This window comes from Vibrio sp. 1F255 (assembly GCF_041439145.1).
In the GTDB taxonomy this organism is placed as follows: domain Bacteria; phylum Pseudomonadota; class Gammaproteobacteria; order Enterobacterales; family Vibrionaceae; genus Vibrio; species Vibrio crassostreae_C.
This window is the reverse complement of sequence record NZ_JBGONQ010000002.1, coordinates 241,970-261,692: the sequence shown is the minus strand read 5'-3', so window position 1 is coordinate 261,692 and position 19,723 is coordinate 241,970. Positions and strand designations below refer to the sequence as shown.

The 19,723-nt window shown below is 44.9% G+C and carries 17 protein-coding genes; 6 read left to right on the top strand and 11 right to left on the bottom strand.

Annotation, left to right across the window (positions count from 1 at the left end):
- Window positions 1-9: 9 nt before the first annotated feature.
- Window positions 10-1,083, bottom strand: coding sequence for a 3-deoxy-7-phosphoheptulonate synthase (locus tag ACED41_RS02680; RefSeq protein WP_017059354.1), 1,074 nt, complete (start codon window positions 1,081-1,083; stop codon window positions 10-12).
- A gap of 246 nt (window positions 1,084-1,329) precedes the next feature.
- Window positions 1,330-2,319 (bottom strand): beta-N-acetylhexosaminidase, encoded by a 990-nt coding sequence (nagZ, locus tag ACED41_RS02675; protein WP_371724421.1) that lies wholly within the window; start codon window positions 2,317-2,319, stop codon window positions 1,330-1,332.
- A gap of 121 nt (window positions 2,320-2,440) precedes the next feature.
- Here nagZ and ACED41_RS02670 point away from each other — a divergent pair, with 121 nt between their 5' ends.
- Both ACED41_RS02670 and murQ read left to right on the top strand, forming a co-directional pair.
- Entirely contained in the window at window positions 2,441-3,556 is a 1,116-nt protein-coding gene (locus ACED41_RS02670) for an anhydro-N-acetylmuramic acid kinase (RefSeq protein WP_371724420.1), read from the top strand.
- Window positions 3,557-3,601: 45 nt separating this feature from the next.
- Window positions 3,602-4,522 (top strand): N-acetylmuramic acid 6-phosphate etherase, encoded by a 921-nt coding sequence (murQ, locus tag ACED41_RS02665; RefSeq protein ID WP_032545650.1) that lies wholly within the window; start codon window positions 3,602-3,604, stop codon window positions 4,520-4,522.
- A gap of 108 nt (window positions 4,523-4,630) precedes the next feature.
- Here the strand turns inward: murQ and ACED41_RS02660 are convergent, their stop codons facing one another.
- Window positions 4,631-4,981 carry a DUF2799 domain-containing protein gene (locus tag ACED41_RS02660; protein ID WP_017059350.1) on the bottom strand — a complete coding sequence of 117 codons (351 nt, stop codon included), beginning with the start codon at window positions 4,979-4,981 and terminating at the stop codon, window positions 4,631-4,633.
- Between the two features lie 354 nt (window positions 4,982-5,335).
- Between ACED41_RS02660 and ACED41_RS02655 the strand changes: the two genes are divergently transcribed.
- The 3 genes from ACED41_RS02655 (at window position 5,336) to btsR (ending at window position 9,598) form a co-directional block, all read left to right on the top strand.
- A complete protein-coding gene (locus ACED41_RS02655) occupies window positions 5,336-6,826 on the top strand; it encodes a carbon starvation protein A (RefSeq protein ID WP_017062863.1) in 1,491 nt (496 codons plus the stop codon).
- A 264-nt stretch (window positions 6,827-7,090) separates the two neighbouring features.
- A complete protein-coding gene (locus tag ACED41_RS02650) occupies window positions 7,091-8,761 on the top strand; it encodes a LytS/YhcK type 5TM receptor domain-containing protein (RefSeq protein ID WP_371724419.1) in 1,671 nt (556 codons plus the stop codon).
- Between the two features lie 105 nt (window positions 8,762-8,866).
- Window positions 8,867-9,598, top strand: coding sequence for a two-component system response regulator BtsR (btsR, locus tag ACED41_RS02645; protein ID WP_017070063.1), 732 nt, complete (start codon window positions 8,867-8,869; stop codon window positions 9,596-9,598).
- 139 nt (window positions 9,599-9,737) lie between these two features.
- Here btsR and ispH read toward each other — a convergent pair whose 3' ends face one another.
- From ispH to murJ, 6 genes are all read right to left on the bottom strand, one after another.
- Window positions 9,738-10,694: a 4-hydroxy-3-methylbut-2-enyl diphosphate reductase gene (gene ispH / locus ACED41_RS02640; protein ID WP_029235087.1), complete on the bottom strand. Its 957-nt coding sequence runs from the start codon at window positions 10,692-10,694 to the stop codon at window positions 9,738-9,740.
- A gap of 156 nt (window positions 10,695-10,850) precedes the next feature.
- Window positions 10,851-11,282, bottom strand: a complete 432-nt coding sequence (gene fkpB / locus ACED41_RS02635; RefSeq protein WP_017059345.1) for an FKBP-type peptidyl-prolyl cis-trans isomerase — start codon at window positions 11,280-11,282, stop codon at window positions 10,851-10,853.
- Between the two features lie 149 nt (window positions 11,283-11,431).
- Entirely contained in the window at window positions 11,432-11,932 is a 501-nt protein-coding gene (lspA, locus tag ACED41_RS02630) for a signal peptidase II (protein WP_004739521.1), read from the bottom strand.
- Window positions 11,933-12,089: 157 nt separating this feature from the next.
- A complete protein-coding gene (gene ileS / locus ACED41_RS02625) occupies window positions 12,090-14,966 on the bottom strand; it encodes an isoleucine--tRNA ligase (protein WP_017059344.1) in 2,877 nt (958 codons plus the stop codon).
- Between the two features lie 63 nt (window positions 14,967-15,029).
- Complete coding sequence (gene ribF / locus ACED41_RS02620) at window positions 15,030-15,965, bottom strand: bifunctional riboflavin kinase/FAD synthetase (protein WP_017062867.1); 936 nt, start codon at window positions 15,963-15,965, stop codon at window positions 15,030-15,032.
- A 70-nt stretch (window positions 15,966-16,035) separates the two neighbouring features.
- Window positions 16,036-17,598 carry a murein biosynthesis integral membrane protein MurJ gene (gene murJ / locus ACED41_RS02615; RefSeq protein ID WP_032545655.1) on the bottom strand — a complete coding sequence of 521 codons (1,563 nt, stop codon included), beginning with the start codon at window positions 17,596-17,598 and terminating at the stop codon, window positions 16,036-16,038.
- Window positions 17,599-17,849: 251 nt separating this feature from the next.
- On the opposite strand from murJ, the gene rpsT reads away from it, so the two are divergent.
- Window positions 17,850-18,110: a 30S ribosomal protein S20 gene (gene rpsT, locus ACED41_RS02610; RefSeq protein ID WP_004739529.1), complete on the top strand. Its 261-nt coding sequence runs from the start codon at window positions 17,850-17,852 to the stop codon at window positions 18,108-18,110.
- 297 nt (window positions 18,111-18,407) lie between these two features.
- On the opposite strand, the gene ACED41_RS02605 is transcribed toward rpsT, so the two are convergent.
- Window positions 18,408-18,701 carry a metalloregulator ArsR/SmtB family transcription factor gene (locus ACED41_RS02605; protein ID WP_004735028.1) on the bottom strand — a complete coding sequence of 98 codons (294 nt, stop codon included), beginning with the start codon at window positions 18,699-18,701 and terminating at the stop codon, window positions 18,408-18,410.
- Between the two features lie 100 nt (window positions 18,702-18,801).
- Window positions 18,802-19,692, bottom strand: coding sequence for a transcriptional activator NhaR (nhaR, locus tag ACED41_RS02600; protein ID WP_017059341.1), 891 nt, complete (start codon window positions 19,690-19,692; stop codon window positions 18,802-18,804).
- Between the last annotated feature and the right edge of the window lie 31 nt (window positions 19,693-19,723).

The following is a 19,723-nucleotide window of genomic DNA, read 5'->3' as shown; positions in this document are numbered from 1 at the left end:
AAACTCTGACTAACCTTTCAAGCGGTTCTCTAAGAACGGGACTAATTCCGTATGTGCATGTTTCAATAGTGCCTCAGTTGAATCCCAATTGATACACGCGTCGGTAATAGAAACGCCGTATTTCATCTCATTGAGAGGTATATCCGAAGATTGATTTCCTTCGTTAATATGGCTTTCAATCATCAGGCCGATAATCGACTTGTTGCCTTCACGAATTTGGTGAATCACATCTTCTGCAACTAAAGGTTGGCGACGGAAATCTTTACGAGAGTTCGCGTGGCTACAGTCGACCATTAGCGCGGCCTCTAAGCCAGATTTACCCAGCTCTTGCTCACATTCGTGTACCGATACTGAATCGTAGTTCGTCTGCTTACCGCCACGTAAAATCACGTGACCATTTGGGTTACCTTGCGTTGTTAGTAGTGCAACTTGACCTTCGCGGCTGATACCCATGAAACGGTGGCTAGAAGAAGCCGCCTGCATTGCATTGATTGCAGTGCCTAGGTTGCCATCGGTACCGTTTTTAAAACCGATTGGCATTGAAAGACCACTTGCCATCTCACGGTGAGTTTGAGATTCAGTCGTACGTGCGCCAATTGCCGCCCAGCTGAAGGTATCTGCTAGGTATTGCGGGCTGATTGGATCTAATGCTTCAGTCGCCAATGGAATTTCCATCTCAGCGAGTTCAACAAGTAGCTCACGACCCACATGCAGACCATGCTCAATATCGAAAGTGCCGTCTAGATGCGGGTCATTGATCAAACCTTTCCAACCTACAGTGGTACGAGGTTTCTCAAAGTAAACACGCATAACAATATACAGTTGATCGCTAAGTTGCTCAGATAAGGCTTTAAGGCGTTTCGCGTACTCTTTCGCAGCTTCAATGTCATGGATAGAACATGGGCCACATACAACAAGCATGCGATGATCTTTCTTATGAATGATGTTTGCGATAGTTTGACGAGACTCTTGAATGAAACGACGAGCATTATCACTCAAAGGCAGTTTTGCTTTTAACTCCTCAGGAGTAATCAGTACCTGTTCGTCGATGATATTGACATTGCTTAATTCACTTTTCTGCATAACTCAACCTGTATATTTATTTTTACACCCAACATTTCCGTTTGGGTTAACAATCTTTAAAAACACAATAACAGCTAAAAAAACGATTGCAAGTGTAAACAATAAAAAACATTAAGTGTAAATTTTATTTTACACATTAGATTTAACTCACTCTAAGAGATAAATAGGTTTAAACCACGGATCACACATACAAAAAAGGCGATATTTATCATATCGCCTTATCTAAAATTATAATGTGTTTATTTATCACTCACTGCCTAGCATTCGCTTAATCGTCTCTGAGGTCTCTTTCCACCTAGCATCCGAGTGAAGTGTCGACAAATCAAAGCTGTGTTTTTTAAGCAATGAGTTGGCTAAAGGCACCTCTTGAATCGCTAAGTGATCCAGAGCTTCAATTTGTGCATCTCGTTTATTACACATCAACACCATGTCACAACCTGCATTCAAGGCCGCTTTCGCTCTGTCGGCTGGTCCGCCCATAATGGCAGCGCCTTCCATCGTTAAATCGTCAGAGAATACCAAGCCTTTAAAACCAAGCTGCTGCTTCAATACTTTCTGTAGCCAATACTGTGAACCACTCGCAGGTTGATCATCATAGTGAGAAAAAACCACGTGAGCTGGCATCATGGCATCCAATATTCCAGCTTCAATTTGCGCCTTGAAGATTGCCATATCGGTTTCGAAGATGTCGTCTCTAGGGTCATATGGCGTCTCTAAGTGTGAGTCAGCAATCACGCCACCATGTCCAGGGAAGTGCTTGCCTGTCGTCGCCATGCCAACCGACTTCATGCCTTTGATGAAAGCGCTGCTATGACGAACAATGGTATCAATATCTTCACCAAACGCTCGGCTACCAATTGCTTTACAGTCGTGGCCTTTATCTAATACTGGCGCAAAGCTCAGGTCGATATCATGGGCAATCAATTCTGCCGCCATCAGCCAACCGGCCTGTTCTGCTAACTGCTCACCATTATTCTTAGTCGCGAATTCTTGAGCAGCTGGGATAATTGAAAAGCCATCGCGGAAGCGCTGAACTCGGCCACCTTCTTGATCGACACCAATCAAAATAGGACGTTTCGCTACCTTGCGAATTTCTTTGTTTAACGCCGATAACTGTTTGCTATCGTGATAGTTTCGAGCAAATAAGATGAGACCACCAACAGTTGGGTGCTCTAAAATTTCTTTGTCTTCCGCAGTCAGTTCGTAGCCTGCAACATCAACCCACAACGGTCCCATATTTATCCCTTATTAAACCTAATTTCATAAACTTCCCGAGGTTATTCTCTTTAAATTTGCTTTACAATGTTTTTAAACCAATCTGTGGAAGACTTTAAGAATGCAGTGCAAGAGCTTAGGAATGGATCATAAAGAACTGTATATCGGTGTGATGTCAGGGACGAGTATGGACGGTGTTGATACGGCCTTAGTGTCGATTGAAGATACACGTATAATATTGCTTGCTCATGATGAGTTCCCAATGCCTGACGACCTCAAAGTGCGTCTGCTTGAAGTTTGTATTGGTCAGAAAACCGATTTAATTGCCATTGGAGAACTCGACCACCTGCTTGGCCATCTGTTTGGCGATGCGGTTTTGCAACTTCTCGAAAAGTCAGGTACACCTGCATCTTCTGTGACTGCGATTGGTAATCATGGTCAAACGGTATTCCACCAGCCAAGCGGCGAATCTCCATTTACCATGCAGTTGGGTGATGCCAACATCGTTGCCGCTAAAACACAGATTCAAACGGTTGCCGATTTTCGACGTAAAGACATGGCATTAGGCGGACAAGGTGCGCCATTAGTCCCCGCCTTCCACCATACGATTTTCCAACCGCAAGACAGCTCGGTTGTGGTGTTGAATATTGGTGGTATCTCGAATATTTCAGTGCTGCGCCCTAATCAGCCAACGCTTGGTTATGATACAGGTCCGGGCAATATGTTGATGGACGCTTGGGTTGATAAACACACGGGTGAGAAGTTTGACCGTGATGCGCAATTTGCGCTAAAAGGTCAACTCAATCAAGCTTTACTCGAACAGTTGTTAAATGAGTCTTATCTATCTCAAATGCCACCGAAAAGTACTGGTAGAGAACTATTCAACCTACCTTGGCTAGAGCAACAATTAACAGAATTTAAAGATCTTGCAGTAGAAGATGTTCAGCGCACGCTTTGTGAATACACCGCATTGACGATAGCCAATGAAGTGGAGACTTATCGCTTGGGTGACCAGCCTGCACTGTATGTGTGTGGCGGTGGTACACGAAATCCATTGTTGATGAAGAGGCTGTCTGAACTGCTTCCAAGTTGGGAGGTTGACTCAACCACCAGTAAAGGCGTGGACGCCGATTACATGGAAGCGATGGCTTTTGCGTGGCTTGCTCAACGTCATATTCATCAACTGCCAAGCAATTTACCAGAAGTGACTGGCGCAAGCAGAGCGGCCTCTCTAGGCGTTCTCTATCGTGCTGACTAAACAACTTTAGAACCATCATTTTAGAATCACCATTTAAGGATCATTATGAGTAACGACGCTCTCATATCAGCGCTCTCGCACCTCGTTTCGGAGGGGAGAAACCCTGACACTATGGATATTGATCTGCTCACCTCTCTCGAAGTGGTTGAAAAGATTAACCAACAAGACAAGCAAGTCCCGCTGGCGATTGAAGCGGAACTGCCACAGATCGCGAAAGCGGTCGATAAAATTGCTCATGTCTTTCAAAACGGTGGTCGACTGATTTATATGGGCGCAGGCACCAGTGGTCGATTAGGTGTGTTAGACGCCTCAGAATGCCCACCGACTTTCGGTGTTTCGGACAAAATGGTTATCGGCTTAATTGCAGGCGGACCAGAGGCGATTTTAAAAGCCAAAGAAGGTGCAGAAGACTCGCTAACTCTCGGCATTGAAGATCTGAAAGCGATTCAGTTTTCAGAAAATGATGTCGTGGTAGGTATTGCTGCGAGCGGTCGCACACCTTACGTGATTGGTGCACTCAACTATGCCAATCAGCTTGGCGCAGTAACGGTTGCATTATCTTGTAACCCTGACTCTCCAATTGCTGAAATCGCTCAAATCGCAATTAGCCCGGTGGTTGGCCCAGAAGCATTGACTGGTTCAACACGACTCAAATCAGGTACAGCACAAAAGCTGGTGCTTAATATGCTGACCACTGCCAGCATGATTCGCATTGGTAAGAGCTACCAAAACCTTATGGTCGACGTAAAAGCGACCAATGAAAAGTTGGTTGCCCGCGCCGCTCGTATCGTTATCCAAGCAACGGAGTGCGATAAAGCACTGGCGGTGTCGACACTTAAAGCGACTGATTACGATGTGAAGTTATCTATTTTGATGATTCTAACAGGGCTAGATTTAGAGTTAGCCAAGGCTCAGCTTGATAAGCAAAATGGCTTCTTGAGAAAAGCTGTAGAGAATAACCAGTAACCTAGACTCTGCTGTTGAGTGTTACTCCGGCTACCGACAAAAAGACCAGTACACACGCGGTACTGGTCTTTTTTTAGTTTTAATTTTTTATGGCTAGCTTGCTTGGGCTTAATAGTCGTTTGAGAACTCGTCCCAGCCGCGTTGCCATTCCATACGGAAACGTTGAGCGTCTTCCGTACCAGAACACACGCCTTCATACACCTGACCAGATAAACCAATCTGATAAGCATGGTTCGGATTACAATATTCAGTCACACCTAGGTGATAACCTTCTGTGTAACTCGCTTGATCGACTGCGCCAAGCTCAGTCATCTCTGAATACGAACGCTGAGTGTGGCCTTTGATACCATCACGATAGCCAATCTCTTGCCAATTGCCTTCAGCTGCTAAATCTTGAACATTGGCGCTGCATCCTGCAAGGCTAAATGCCACGGCGAATAGTACGATTATTTTTTTCATTTCAATCCTTTATATTGTTACTTCACCACTTTCTGACGAAGCGCTGCCTTTGTGGTGATTCTCCGCTGAACGCCTATCGATGTCCACTTATTGTCTAATGTTCGCCACTTTAGGTTCATTCCGACCACTCAGAATCAATAGTCGCCGTTAAGCCAACTCAAACAACCTCTCTATAGAGCTAATAGGCCTCTCGATAGAAATATCGGCCACTCAGCACAGTGAACAAACCACTAAATCAGTTATAACACCGCTAAATTGGCTATTCGACCACTCACTCTCGTAGCGGAAGTTTCTTCTCATCGACTCCTTTAATATACACCCTGACTTAATTAATACATTCAGGGATAACAAATTATGATGTGGTTTCTTACCTGTGTCGCAGCACTCATTGGTGGCTACTTTATTTACGGTACCTTTATCGAGAAGATTTTCGGTATCAATGAAAAACGCCAAACACCTGCTCACACTAAGCAAGATGGCGTGGACTACGTTCCAATGTCGACACCAAAGGTTTACCTAGTTCAGCTGCTTAACATCGCAGGTGTAGGTCCAATCTTCGGCCCTATCATGGGTGCCCTTTATGGTCCAGCAGCAATGCTTTGGATCGTTCTAGGTTGTATCTTCGCAGGTGCAGTACACGACTACTTCTCTGGTATGTTATCTATCCGTAATGGCGGAGCTTCGGTTCCAACCATCACTGGACGTTACCTAGGCAATGGCGCAAAACACTTTATGAACATCTTTGCCATTGTTCTACTGCTTCTTGTTGGTGTGGTATTCGTATCTGCTCCAGCAGGTATGATCACTAACCTAGTGAACGACCAAACTGATTTCGCGATGTCTGCAACTACGATGGTTGTTATCATCTTTGCTTACTACATCATCGCAACGATTGTCCCTGTCGATAAAATCATTGGTCGCTTCTACCCACTGTTCGGTGCACTGCTTATCTTTATGTCTGTTGGCCTAATCACTGCGATTGGTCTATCTGACGAACACCAAATCATGGGGGGCTTTGAGATCAGCGACATGTTCACCAACATGAACCCGAATGACCTACCACTTTGGCCTGCTCTCTTCATCACTATCGCATGTGGTGCTATCTCTGGCTTCCACGCCACTCAGTCTCCTCTGATGGCGCGTTGTATGGAAAACGAGAAGAACGGTCGCTTCGTATTCTACGGCGCAATGATTGGTGAAGGCATCATCGCTCTAATCTGGTGTGCACTTGCTCTGTCTTTCTTCGGTTCGGTTGAGTCTCTGTCTGACGCAATTGCAAACGGCGGCCCAGGTAACGTAGTATACAGCGCTTCATTTGGCCTACTGGGTGTATTTGGCGGTATCCTTGCTTTCCTTGGCGTGGTTATCCTACCAATCACTTCTGGTGACACAGCGTTCCGTTCAAGCCGTCTTATCCTTGCTGAATACTTCAACATGGAACAGAAAACACTGCGTAACCGTCTACTAATGGCGTTACCACTGTTCGTTATCGGTGGCATCCTGACTCAAGTTGATTTCGGTATCATCTGGCGCTACTTCGGTTTTGCTAACCAATCAACAGCCGTAATGATGCTGTGGACAGCTTCAGCTTACCTACTTCGCCACAACAAACTGCACTGGGTAACAACTGTTCCAGCTATCTTCATGACGTCTGTGTGTATCACATTCATCCTGAACAACAGCCAACTGGGCTTCGGTCTACCAATGCAAATCTCAACCATCATTGGTGTGGTGAGTGCGCTAGGTGTTGCGGCTTACGTTATTAAAATTTCAAAAGGCAAAGGCGATATCGACCTAGCTGATGAAGAAGAGAAAGAAGCAAAAGGCGTCACCAAAACAGCCTAGTTCTTTAAGGCTCTTGGGAACAAGAGACCAATCTTCATAGAAAGAGATAAAAGAACAGCCAAACACAACTTCGCTTGCTCCCGTAATCACTCAGTGATTCGTGGAACCTAAGACTAAAGCCCGTCCACTGTGATGGGCTTTATTGTTTGTAGGCGTTAGTGCTTTCGACTCTGGGAAGCGAATATAGGCTACTAAAACACAAGCAAAGCTACCGTTACCAAGCAATGAGCTTTACACTTAACAAGCGTCTCAATAGGTGAAAATATGGAACTCATTCTCTCTCTGCTGCAACAAACCTGCGTCTACTTAGTGATTGCTTACATGCTGAGTAAAACCCCACTGATTCTCCCTTTGTTGAGCATCTCTTCACGCTTAGGCCATAAGATCAGCTGCTACGTTCTGTTCTCCCTATTCTGTATTATGGGCACCTATTTCGGACTGCAAATCAATGATGCCATCGCCAACACGCGAGCGATGGGCGCGGTAATGGGCGGTTTGTTTGGTGGTCCTGTAGTTGGCTTTGCGGTCGGCTTTACTGGCGGGATTCATCGCTATTCATTGGGTGGATTTACGGACTTAGCTTGTGCTATCTCAACGACAGCAGAAGGCTTGATTGGTGGCCTGCTGCATGTGTACTTAGTCAGAAAGAACAAAGCCAGTCAGCTGTTTAATCCGCTGGTAGTGTTCTCTGTCACCCTATTTGCAGAAATTATTCAAATGTTGATTCTGCTCGCAGTCGCCAAACCCTTCGAACAATCCTATGCTCTGGTCTCCGATATTGCGGCGCCAATGATCATCGCTAACTCGGTCGGTGCAGCACTGTTCATGAGCATCATCCAAGACAGAAAAACCATCTTCGAAAAGTACTCGGCTACCTTCTCACGCCGCGCACTGACCATTGCCGAACGTTCGGTGGGTATTTTGCATGGTGGGTTCAATTCCGATAACGCACAAAAAATCGTACGTATCGTTTATGAAGAGACCAACGTAGGGGCGGTAGCGATTACCGACCGAGAGAAAATCCTCGCGTTCGTTGGTATTGGTGATGAACACCATATTCCGAACACCCCGATTTCATCGCAAAGCACGCTCACTTCGATGGAACAGAACGACATCATCTACCTTGATGGCAAAGAGAACCCATACCAATGCTCCTTGTCGCAGGATTGTAAATTGGGTTCTGCGTTGATTATTCCATTGCGCGCGGGTAACGAAGTGGTCGGCACCATCAAGCTCTATGAGCCAAAGCTGAAACTATTCTCAACTATCAATATGTCGATGGGTGAAGGTATCGCTCAACTATTATCGAGCCAGATCCTATTTAGCAACTACCAGCAGCAGCAAACGCTACTGACACAAGCAGAAATCAAACTGCTGCACGCTCAAGTGAACCCGCACTTCTTGTTCAATGCGCTTAATACTATCAGCGCAGTAACACGTCGTGACCCAGATAAAGCTCGAGAGTTGATTCAACACCTGTCTCACTTCTTTAGAAGCAACCTAAAGCAGAACATCAACACCGTGAAGCTCAAAGACGAACTGGCACACGTCAACGCTTACCTGACCATAGAGAAAGCACGCTTTACCGATCGACTAGAAGTGGAATGGGATATCGACCCGCAGTTATATGAATCTCAATTGCCGAGCTTTACCCTGCAACCGCTGGTAGAAAACGCCATCAAACATGGGATATCTAATATGTTGGAAGGCGGTAAAGTAAAGATCTCTAGCGAGGCTTTCGAGGGTGGGTTCAAGTTAACCGTTGAAGACAATGCAGGTAATTATCAGAAGCCATCTCAAGATCATGTAGGATTAGGGATGGAAATTGTTGATAAACGACTCACTAATTTCTTTGGACAAGATTCAGCACTAAAAATAGAATCTCAACCACAGCAATTTACTCGAATGAGCTTTATCATACCTATACTCAAATAATGGTATTTTCGGAGACGGATCGCTCCGAGTTGAAACATTTAGAAGCAGACATTTAAAAGATAAGCGTGAACCAAGCAGGGATAGAACCAAGATGAAGATTGTAGGATGTTAAAGGCACTAGTTATCGATGATGAGCTTTTTGCTCGCGAAGAGCTGATTGAGCTGCTGACCGAAACCGGAGAAGTGGAAATCATAGGCCAAGCGAGTAACGCGATCGAAGGACTGAAACAGATCAACCTACTCAAGCCTGATGTCGTGTATTTGGATATCCAAATGCCGCAGGTTACTGGGATTGAGCTGTTAAGCATGCTTGACCCAGATACCATGCCCTACGTGGTATTCGTCACCGCCTACGACCAATATGCGATTCAAGCCTTTGAAGATAACGCTTTTGATTACCTACTTAAGCCAGTCGAGCCTTGTCGATTAAACAAGAGCGTTTGTCGCCTGAATAAGGTCATCAAACAAAATCAGAAAGCACCAGAACAGAACATCTCAGCGATTGCTCCCTGTCACTTAGAGCAAATCCCATGTATTGGTCATAACCGCATTGTGATCATGGCAAGCCAAACGGTAGAGTGCGCCTATTCCGATATCAGTGGTGTGCATGTTCGTAGCTCATCGCAAACCGCAACCTCACAGTTAACACTAAAGATCTTGGAAGAAAAGACCGATTTGATCCGCTGTCATCGACAGTATTTGATCAACATAAAATCGATCCAAGAGATCAAACTGCTAGAAAATGGATTAGCAGAGATCATTACCCTGACTGGCTTTGAAGTCCCGGTGAGTCGTCGTTATTTAAAGACTTTAAAAGAGCAACTCGGTCTCCAGTAACGCGTTAGAATTAGACGCCTTGTTCCAAAGCACGATCAAAAAAGCCAACGTATCAACGTTGGCTTCCTGCTGTTTACAAATCAATAGTGTTTGCAAATCGATAGTGTTACGCATCGATCTTGTCACCAATCAATAGAGATTAGTCGACTTGCTTAATCTGTAGCTCTTTTGGTACTTCAAAGAACATGTTCTCTTCACGACCTTGAATCTCTTCAACGTCAGTCGCACCTAGCTCACGAATACGATCTAGAATTTGGTTTACCAGCTCTTCAGGAGCAGAAGCACCAGCTGTTACACCGATTTTCTTTTTCCCTTCAACCCACTCGGTTTGAATGTCTTCAGGACAGTCAGTTAGGTAGCCTGGTGTGCCTAGTTTCTCAGCTAGCTCTTTTAGACGAGTTGAATTCGATGAGTTCTTAGAACCAACCACTATCACCACATCAACGTCATTCGCCATCTCACGCACAGCGTCTTGACGGTTTTGAGTCGCGTAACAGATGTCGTCTTTACGTGGGCCTTGAATCTCAGGGAACACTCGACGTAGCTCTTCAATCACATCTGCAGTTTCATCTACTGATAGCGTAGTTTGGCTAACATAGTGCAGGTTACTTGGATCATTCACCACGAGGTTCTGTACGTCCTCAGGTCTTTCAACCAAGTACATACCACCAGTTTGGCTCGCGTACTGACCCATAGTGCCTTCCACTTCAGGGTGACCTGCGTGGCCAATCAGTACCACTTCCATATGTTTGCGGCTCGCACGAGCAACCTCCATATGAACTTTAGTCACCAAAGGACACGTCGCATCAAATACCGTTAACTCACGCTCTTTCGCTTCTTTACGAACCGCTTGAGAAACACCGTGAGCCGAAAAGATCACGATGTTGTCGTCTGGCACCTCACTCAGTTCTTCGACAAAAATAGCACCACGCTGCTTGAGCCCCTCAACAACAAAGCGGTTGTGTACCACTTCATGGCGAACATAGATCGGTGGCTGATACATTTCGAGTGCACGCTCTACGATGCTGATCGCACGATCGACACCGGCACAAAAGCCACGAGGGTTAGCTAACATTATTTTCATTTCATTGCTCATCATTTACCGCGGTACTAAGGTTGCTTCTATAGAGTTCGCCGTCAGCGAGGTTCGCATTCTACAGTGAAGCGTCTAGACAGTGAAGCTCTGGGTGAGATCACAGCTGTAAGGCTATCTTATTCTAGCGTGAAGACAGCTATTCTAACGTTAAGAGAGTTATTCTACCGTTAAGATATTGACGTCAAAGCTAACGTCTTGACCAGCGAGTGGGTGATTAAAATCAACCGTCACTGAATCACCTGCGATCTCAGTAATAATACCTGGAATTTCCATACCGTCAGGACCTGAAAATGCCATGATAGTGCCCACTTCAACTTCAGAGTCGCCAACAAACTTAGCACGATCCATATAGTGAATATGATCTGGGTTTGGCATACCAAACGCGTCTTCCGCCTTCAGTTCGATAGACTTTTCAGTGCCGGCTTCAAGTCCAAGTAAGCACGCTTCAAAGTTCTCACTTAGGCTGCCATCACCCATGACGAACTTCGCTGGTTTGCCCATGTTCTCCGTACTATCGGCAACTGAACCATCCTTCATTTTAATCGTAAAATGTAGAGTTACTGCTGAATCATTTTTAATTGCTGCCACGTTACTTTCCTTAGACTTCTTTATTATTTGAGGATGCGCTGTGCTTTGCTTCCTTGTTGACTGAAGCATAAAAAAAAGCGCCGTCGGAATCAACCGACAGCGCTTAGGGCTATTCTATTCTGTGAGTCATAGACTGACTTTGAAGCAAGCTATTTGCTTTCGTCTTTCTTACGGAAACCATCTAAGATGATCATCGCAGCACCGATACATATTCCCATATCCGCTAAGTTAAATGCAGGCCAGTGGTAAGTGCCCCAGTAGAAGTCTAAGTAATCGACAACAAAGCCGTGTACGACTCGGTCAAACACATTACCTACTGCACCACCAATGATGATCGCATAAGCAATGTTATTCCACTTCTCTGTTGCTGGTAGTTTGCTCATCCAGTACGTCAGCATACCTGTTACCGCAAATGCGATACCCGTAAATAACCAACGCTGCCAACCACTTTGATCACTCAAGAAGCTAAACGCTGCACCGTAGTTATGCACGTACAAAAAGTTAAAGAATGGCAGCACCTCAATACGGTTTGCCCAACCATAACCCATATTGTCCATGACAAAGAGTTTAATGCCGATATCAGCCAAGAAGACCAATAGAGCCAGCCATAACCAACGTACACCAGATTGTTTTAACGAAACTTCACTCATTTCTATTCCTAGTATTTACGAAGTTGGTATTCATTGTTAGTCACCTTACGTGACCTTGATTACCAACTTGGTTAAACACATTTCCTATAACTAAAAATAACCCCAGTTGATACTGGGGCTATGATTTTTACAAAAAGTTCAGTCTTTCTCTGAGTCGTTATGCGAACTTACGCACTTCGCCTTCACCGTCGATGTTCGACACACAACGACCACAAACTTTCTCGTGACCTTCGATAGTGCCTACATCTGGAGTGTGGTGCCAGCAACGGTCACACTTCTCAGCTTCAGTAGCCGCAACTTCAACGAATAGACCAGCAACGTCTGTCGCTTGCGCTGCATCAGACTTCTCGCTCAGTGGCTTAACAACAGCTGCAGAGGTGATAAGTACGAAACGTAGCTCATCTTCTAGCTTGTTGATTTTAGCCGCTAGTGCATCGTCAGCGTATAGAGTAACTTCAGCTTGCAGTGCACCACCGATCGTTTTCTCTTTACGAGCATCTTCAAGAAGCTTGTTCACTGCGCCACGAACAGACTGGATTTCAGTCCAGAATTCGTTGCTTAGCTCTTCGCCTTCTGCAAGACCAAATAGACCTTCGAACCACTCACCTGTGAATACGAACGTGTCGCGCTGCTCTCCAGTTGGTAAAGAGCTTGGCATTTCGTTCCAAATTTCATCTGCAGTGAACGACATGATAGGTGCCATCCAACGAACTAGAGCTTCTACGATGTAGTAAAGCGCCGTTTGACAGCTACGTTGAGCATGGCTGCCCTGCTTCGCTGTGTACTGACGGTCTTTGATTACGTCTAGGTAGAAAGAACCCATTTCGATAGAACAGAACTGCATTAGACGTTGAGTCACACCGTGAGTGTTGTACTCGCCGTATGCTTTAACAATCTCTTCTTGTGCAGCTTGAGCACGGCCAACAGCCCAGCGATCAAGTGCAACCATCTCTTCAGCAGGAACTAGGTCAGTTTCAGGGTTGAAACCGTTCAAGTTCGCTAGGAAGAAACGAGCCGTGTTACGAATACGACGGTAAGCATCCGCTGAACGCTTCAGGATTTCATCAGAAACCGCAACTTCACCCGTGTAGTCTGTAGAAGCAACCCATAGACGCAGGATATCTGCACCTAGCTTGTTGGTTACGTCTTTAGGAGCAACAACGTTACCGATAGATTTAGACATCTTACGGCCGTTACCATCCACTACGAAACCGTGCGTTAGTACTTGCTTGTACGGTGCTTCGTCTTTCATCGCGATAGATGAAATTAGAGAAGACTGGAACCAGCCACGGTGTTGGTCTGAACCTTCAAGGTAAAGATCAGCACTGTGAGTGCGCTCTTCGTTCGGGAAGTTGTACTCTTCACGAGAATCAACAACAGAGAAGTGCGTAACACCTGAGTCGAACCATACGTCTAGCGTATCCATTACTTTTTCGTACTTATCAGCGTCTTCTGCGCCCATAAGTTCAGCAGCGTCTACATCCCACCAAGCTTGAATGCCTTTCTCTTCAACTAGCTTCGCAACTTTTTCAATAAGCGCTGGGCTTTCTGGGTGAAGTTCTGCTGTTTCTTTATGAACAAACAAAGCAATTGGCACACCCCAAGTACGTTGACGAGAGATACACCACTCAGGACGACCTTCAACCATGCCTTCGATACGGCTTTGACCCCATTCAGGCAACCACTCAACACTCTTGATTGACTCTAGTGCTTTAGCACGTAGGCCAGCTTGATCCATAGAGATGAACCATTGTGGTGTTGCGCGGAAGATGATTGGAGTTTTGTGTCTCCAACAGTGTGGGTAGCTGTGCTCGTAAGCGTGGTGATGCAGAAGTGCACCTTTCTCTTTTAGAACTTCTAAAACAGAGTCGTTCGCTTTGAATACGTGCTGACCAGCAAATAGCTCTGTATCTGGCAGGTAAACGCCGTTAGAACCAACTGGGTTAGCGATTTCTAGGTTGTACTTTTTACCAACCACGAAATCTTCTTGACCGTGACCAGGCGCAGTGTGAACCACACCAGTACCTGAATCTGTTGTTACGTGATCGCCAAGAACTGCAGGAACAGTAAAGTCGTAGAACGGGTGGTTGAACTGAGAAAGCTCAAGATCAGCACCTGTAGCAAAACCAAGGTTGTGGAAGTGCTCGATACCTGCACGATCCATTACGTCTTTTGCTAGTTCAGAAGCAACAACGATACGTTGAGCAGGCTGGTCGCCATTCGCTTCAACTTGGATAAGCACGTATTCAAGATCATCACGTAGACATACTGCGCGGTTAGCAGGCAGAGTCCATGGTGTTGTTGTCCAGATAACGATAGAAATTTCGCCTTGACCCGCATGACCTTCAGCTAGAGTAAATTTCTCTAGAAGCGCCGCTTCGTCAGCTGCTGTAAATTTCACATCGATAGATGGAGAAACTTTATCTTTGTATTCAACTTCAGCTTCAGCCAGAGCAGAACCACAATCAGTACACCAGTGAACGGGTTTGAAACCTTTAAGAAGGTGACCTTTGTCTGCGATTTTGCCAAGAGAACGAATGATGTTCGCTTCTGTGCCAAAATCCATAGTGCGATAAGGTTTGTCCCACTCGCCCATGATGCCAAGACGTTTGAAGCTCTCTTTCTGACCTTCAACTTGACCCGCAGCGTACTTTCGACACTCTTCGCGGAATTCAGCCGCCGAAATCTTCTGACCAGGCTTACCTTTCTTCTTCTCAACCATTAGCTCGATTGGAAGACCGTGACAGTCCCAACCAGGGATGTACGGTGCATCAAAACCAGAAAGGGTCTTAGATTTGATAATAATGTCTTTAAGAATCTTATTCAGCGCGTGGCCAATGTGAATATCGCCGTTCGCGTATGGAGGGCCATCATGCAGTACGAAAGATTTTTTACCTTTCTTTGCCTTACGGATTTCGCCGTAAAGATCTTCTTTGTACCAACGCTTCAGCATTTCTGGCTCACGATTTGCCAGATTGCCGCGCATTGGGAACCCTGTTTCTGGTAAGTTCAGGGTATCTTTATAATCACTCATCGATTCTTAATTCCGTTATATTGGGCGAAGTTAGACATTATGTTAATCGGTGGAATCATCCGATTAATTCTTTAGCTGAAGCAGCCACACCCTTGCGGCTTCAGCATCCAATTCTATTTGATTCTTTAGTGCGTCGAACGATTCAAATTTTATCTCGTCGCGCAGTTTGTGCAAAAGTCGTACTTCTAACTGTTTACCATATAAATTGGCTTTAAAGTCAAAAAAATGCACTTCCAATTGCTGCCTTACCCCATTAACTGTTGGTCGTTGTCCAATATTAGCAACGCCACCGACAGGAACACCGTCGATATCCAAAGCTTCAACAACATACACTCCCGATACAGGAGAAACACAACGCTTTAATGGAATATTAGCGGTAGGGAAACCGATAGTTCTCCCTAGTTTTCGACCATGGGACACTCGACCACTAATACTGTAATCACGTCCTAACATGGTAGCACTTGCAGCCAAGTCATCGACCGCTAATGCATTTCGTATCTCAGTACTGCTTACTCGTAATTGGTTTAAGCAATAGCTTTGGGTGCTGACCACCTCAAAACCGTACTTCTCGCCCGCCTCTTTGAGCATAGCGAAATTACCAGTACGACCTTTACCAAAGCAAAAATCGTCACCAACCACCAAGAACTTCACACCAAGCTTATCAACCAAAAGATCCTTAATGAATGCTTCCGCGGATAAACTTGCAAAATACTGATTAAAATTAACACACAATAAGCGACTGATATCTAGCTTACTCAGTTGCACGTATTTGTCTCGTAAACGAGTTAAACGTGCTGGCGCTCTATCTCGGGCAAACAGCTCCATAGGCTGCGGTTCAAACGTCATAACAACAGAAGGTAGCCCTAATGCTGCAGCTTGTTTAGAAACCTGACTCAAAACCTCTTGATGTCCTAAATGAACACCATCGAAGTTACCTATGGTTAATACACAGCCATGATGCTGCGCTTTAATATTGTGTATACCTCGGATCAGTTCCATTATGATCAGCTAAAACCTGTTATTTGCATCATTTATTGTGTGAAACCGACGGATTATATACTAATCAGTATTAATCTGTCGCTGCTTTTAAATGTTTTACTCGGATACCTAAAATCAGTACCGAAACAATATAAACAAAGCCACCAAGTCCAATCAAGCCAGTTAATGTCAGCGCTCTCTGGCTAAAGCTCCATTCAAGCCAATGTTGCATATTATCCAGCTGCCATAAAATAGCCGCTACCATCACCACACCTGAGATAATTAATTTGGCACTGAACAACAAGGTTGTCTTAGTTAATTGATACACACCCGCAAGGTGCAATCCTCGATATAACAAGGCCATATTCACAAAGGCAGACAGTGCCGTCGCAATCGCCAAACCCACATAGCCATAAAAATAAGCAAAGATCGCGTTAAACACCATATTGGTCACCATAGCGATAATGCCGTACTTAACCGGTGTTTTGGTATCTTGGCGAGAGTAATAGCCCGGAGCTAAAACTTTAATCAGCATGAAATTAAGCAAGCCTGATGCGTAAGCTACCAATGACATCGATGCTTGCTGTACATCGTGTGGAGAGAACTCACCACGCATAAATAGCACCATCAACATGGGTTTAGCTAAAACGATAAGACCTAACATCGCAGGAATACCAAGCAGCAACACCATGCGCACGCCCCAATCCATGGTATGCGCGAACCCTTCCCCTTGAGCATCTACGTGTTTACGAGACAAAGCAGGAAGAATCACAGTCGCAATCGCGATACCGAATAAACCGAGAGGAAATTCAAGCAGTCGGTCTGAGTAGTACAACCAACTGATAGAGCCTGTTGCGAGGAAGCTGGCAATAAAGGTATCAAACAATAAGTTGATTTGGCTGACCGATACACCGAACAGAGCAGGGATCATTAATGTGCGGATCTTAACCACACCCGGGTCTCTCCATCCCCACTTCGGCTTAACCAACACACCCGCTTTGATCAAGAAAGGCATTTGGAAAAGGAATTGGACTAAGCCACCAAGAAACACACCAATAGCCAAACCAATTTCTGGTTGTTCTAAATTAGGTGAGATAAACCATGCAGCGCCTATGATCATCACGTTCAAGAACACAGGAGTAAAAGAAGAGACCGCAAATTTACCTAATGTATTAAGAATGGCACCAGATAAAGCGACGAAGGTGATAAACCATAAATAAGGAAAGGTAATCTTGAGCATAAAGCTCGCTAGCTCAAATTTGGGTGCTGATGGGCCATCATTTAGCCAGTCGATAAACCAACCCGCACCAAACATCGCGGTGATCACGCCAGAGCCCAATACCCCGATGACGGTGACAATAGAAACTAAAACCCCGAGCGTCCCCGACACCTTAGCAATTAAATCTCGTGTCTTATCTTTATCACCTGCGGCGTGATATTCCGTTAATACAGGAACAAACGCTTGAGAAAACGCACCCTCTGCAAAAAGTCGACGTAAGAAATTAGGAATTTTATTAGCGAAGAAAAATACGTCGGCACTCGCTCCTGCCCCCATCAAATTTGCTACTACTACATCACGTACTAGCCCCAATACACGGGAAACAAAAGTCATTGCGCTGACAATCAGGCCTGACTTTAATAGTCGTTTACTCACAGAAACCTCTGACACTGGTTGATTACTTTCAAGCGAGGATAAATACTATCCTGTCCTAAGAAGCATATTTATTAGCATTGGTCTAAAAATGCTGTTAGAATCCCCGCCATCTTAACCGCGATGACCTTTCCATACCAAAGTTTGTTTGGCTACGATTGGTTTTTGCACAAATCATTTGACAATTAAGCGCTAATGAGGGATAGTCCTCGCCCTTAAATTGTCACCGAACTAAGTTTTTGGGAGTTAGACCCTTGGCAAACAGTAAATCTGCTAAGAAGCGCGCTATCCAAGCTGAGAAACGTCGCCAGCACAATGCTAGCCGTCGTTCTATGATGCGCACTTACATGAAAAAGACTATCGCAGCTATCGCAGCTGGTGATAAAGAAGCTGCAACTGCTGCTCTTGTAGAAGTTACACCACTTCTTGACCGTATGGCGACTAAAGGCCTTATTCATAAGAATAAAGCTGCACGTCATAAGTCTCGTTTCGCTGCTGCAATCAAAGCTCTTTAATAGAAATTTGATTACAACGCAAAACGAAAAAAACCGGCCTAGGCCGGTTTTTTTATATCTAAATTTTGAGTAACGCTTTTATTTTACGTGCTAACAGCCGTTTTTCTGACCGATAAACAATTTAAGCAGATAGATAAAACAAACAATCAGAAAAATAAATAGAGAAGCAAATTGGTACGTAGATAGGTAGATAGATAGGTAGGTAGATAGGTAAACACTAACGTTCAATGTGAAATGCTAACACTTCCTTGTGTCATTCTATCGCTGATAAGAAATCCCCCTCCCACCAGCAATAAGCTACTTGCAGTAAATACCATGCAGTAGGTTAATCATCGCTTTTACTTCTTCACTACTCAATGTGTAATACACAGTTTGAGCTTCTTTGCGAGTTTCGACCAAACCATCTCTTCTCAACCAAGCAAGATGTTGAGATAAAGCAGACTGACTCAGTTCCAACTTGCCACACAACTCCCCAACCGACAGTTCAGTGCCATGTAATAGGCACAAAATCTGTAAGCGACGCTCGTTAGCCATGGCTTTGAGTAGAATCACAGCTTGTGCTGAGTTCTTCTCCATCTCTTTTAAGTTCATAGTTTGGCTCCCTACAACCTTTACGCCAACTACGGGCTATCAGTATTTCCGGCATATTGCGGAGTTATGATAATCGATATCAATTCATTAACAAACTATCTCACTCGAACAATTTGCTAAAATCTGCGTCACATACGTTTTTTACTGCTGGATGTTGGATCATCCTCTCAGCAAATATGACGTAGTACTCCTCTTTTAACTCTTCAATACCGCCTAATAGTTGCAGTGATGTGTCGTCTTCCACTTCAGACATATAAATCGTCGGTGCTAAAAATATTACGTCATGATGGTAACGAGCAAAAGCCTTCATCAATGCGGCATCATCAAACTCACCTAAAATATCTGGCTTAAGCCCTTGTCTATCAAACCATTGCAGCACTTTACGACCCATTGAGGTTCGGCTGCCAGGGATCAAAAGCTTTCTTTGCTCCAATACAGCAGGGAAATTAACCCCTTCAACCTGACCTGAACTAAAAAAGCTCATTCCACTCTCACCCAGCTTTTTACTGAACAGGCCCGGGCTTTGACTAGAGTCCACCGGACAGTCAGACAAAATCATATCGAGCTTATGTTGAGAGAGTTGCTCAAGTAGCATTTCATGGGTCGATTCAAAACAGCGCAAGTGAATGCTGTTATCTGGAGGGATGGTCGACATCAGTATCTTACTGACGAGTCTTTTAGAGAGCGCATCCGCGACGCCAACATCAAACAGAATATTGGAGTGCTGGCTGTAATTCACGATGTCCAGCATCTCGTAACTCAGGCCAAACATACGATCGGCATATTTAAAGACCAGTTGCCCAAGCTCTGTAGGCTCAACACTTCGGCCATTACGCTTGGTCAACTTGCCATCCATGCGTTCTTCTAAGGCTTTTATCTGCCCCGTTACCGTTTGTGGTGTTAGGAATAGGGCTTCTGCAGCTTTAGTAACAGAGCCTTGCTTGCAAACCATCCAGAAGTAATACAGATGGTTGTAGTTGAGATGCGACATAGATGTGCCGTAATAAAAGAGTAGATACCCT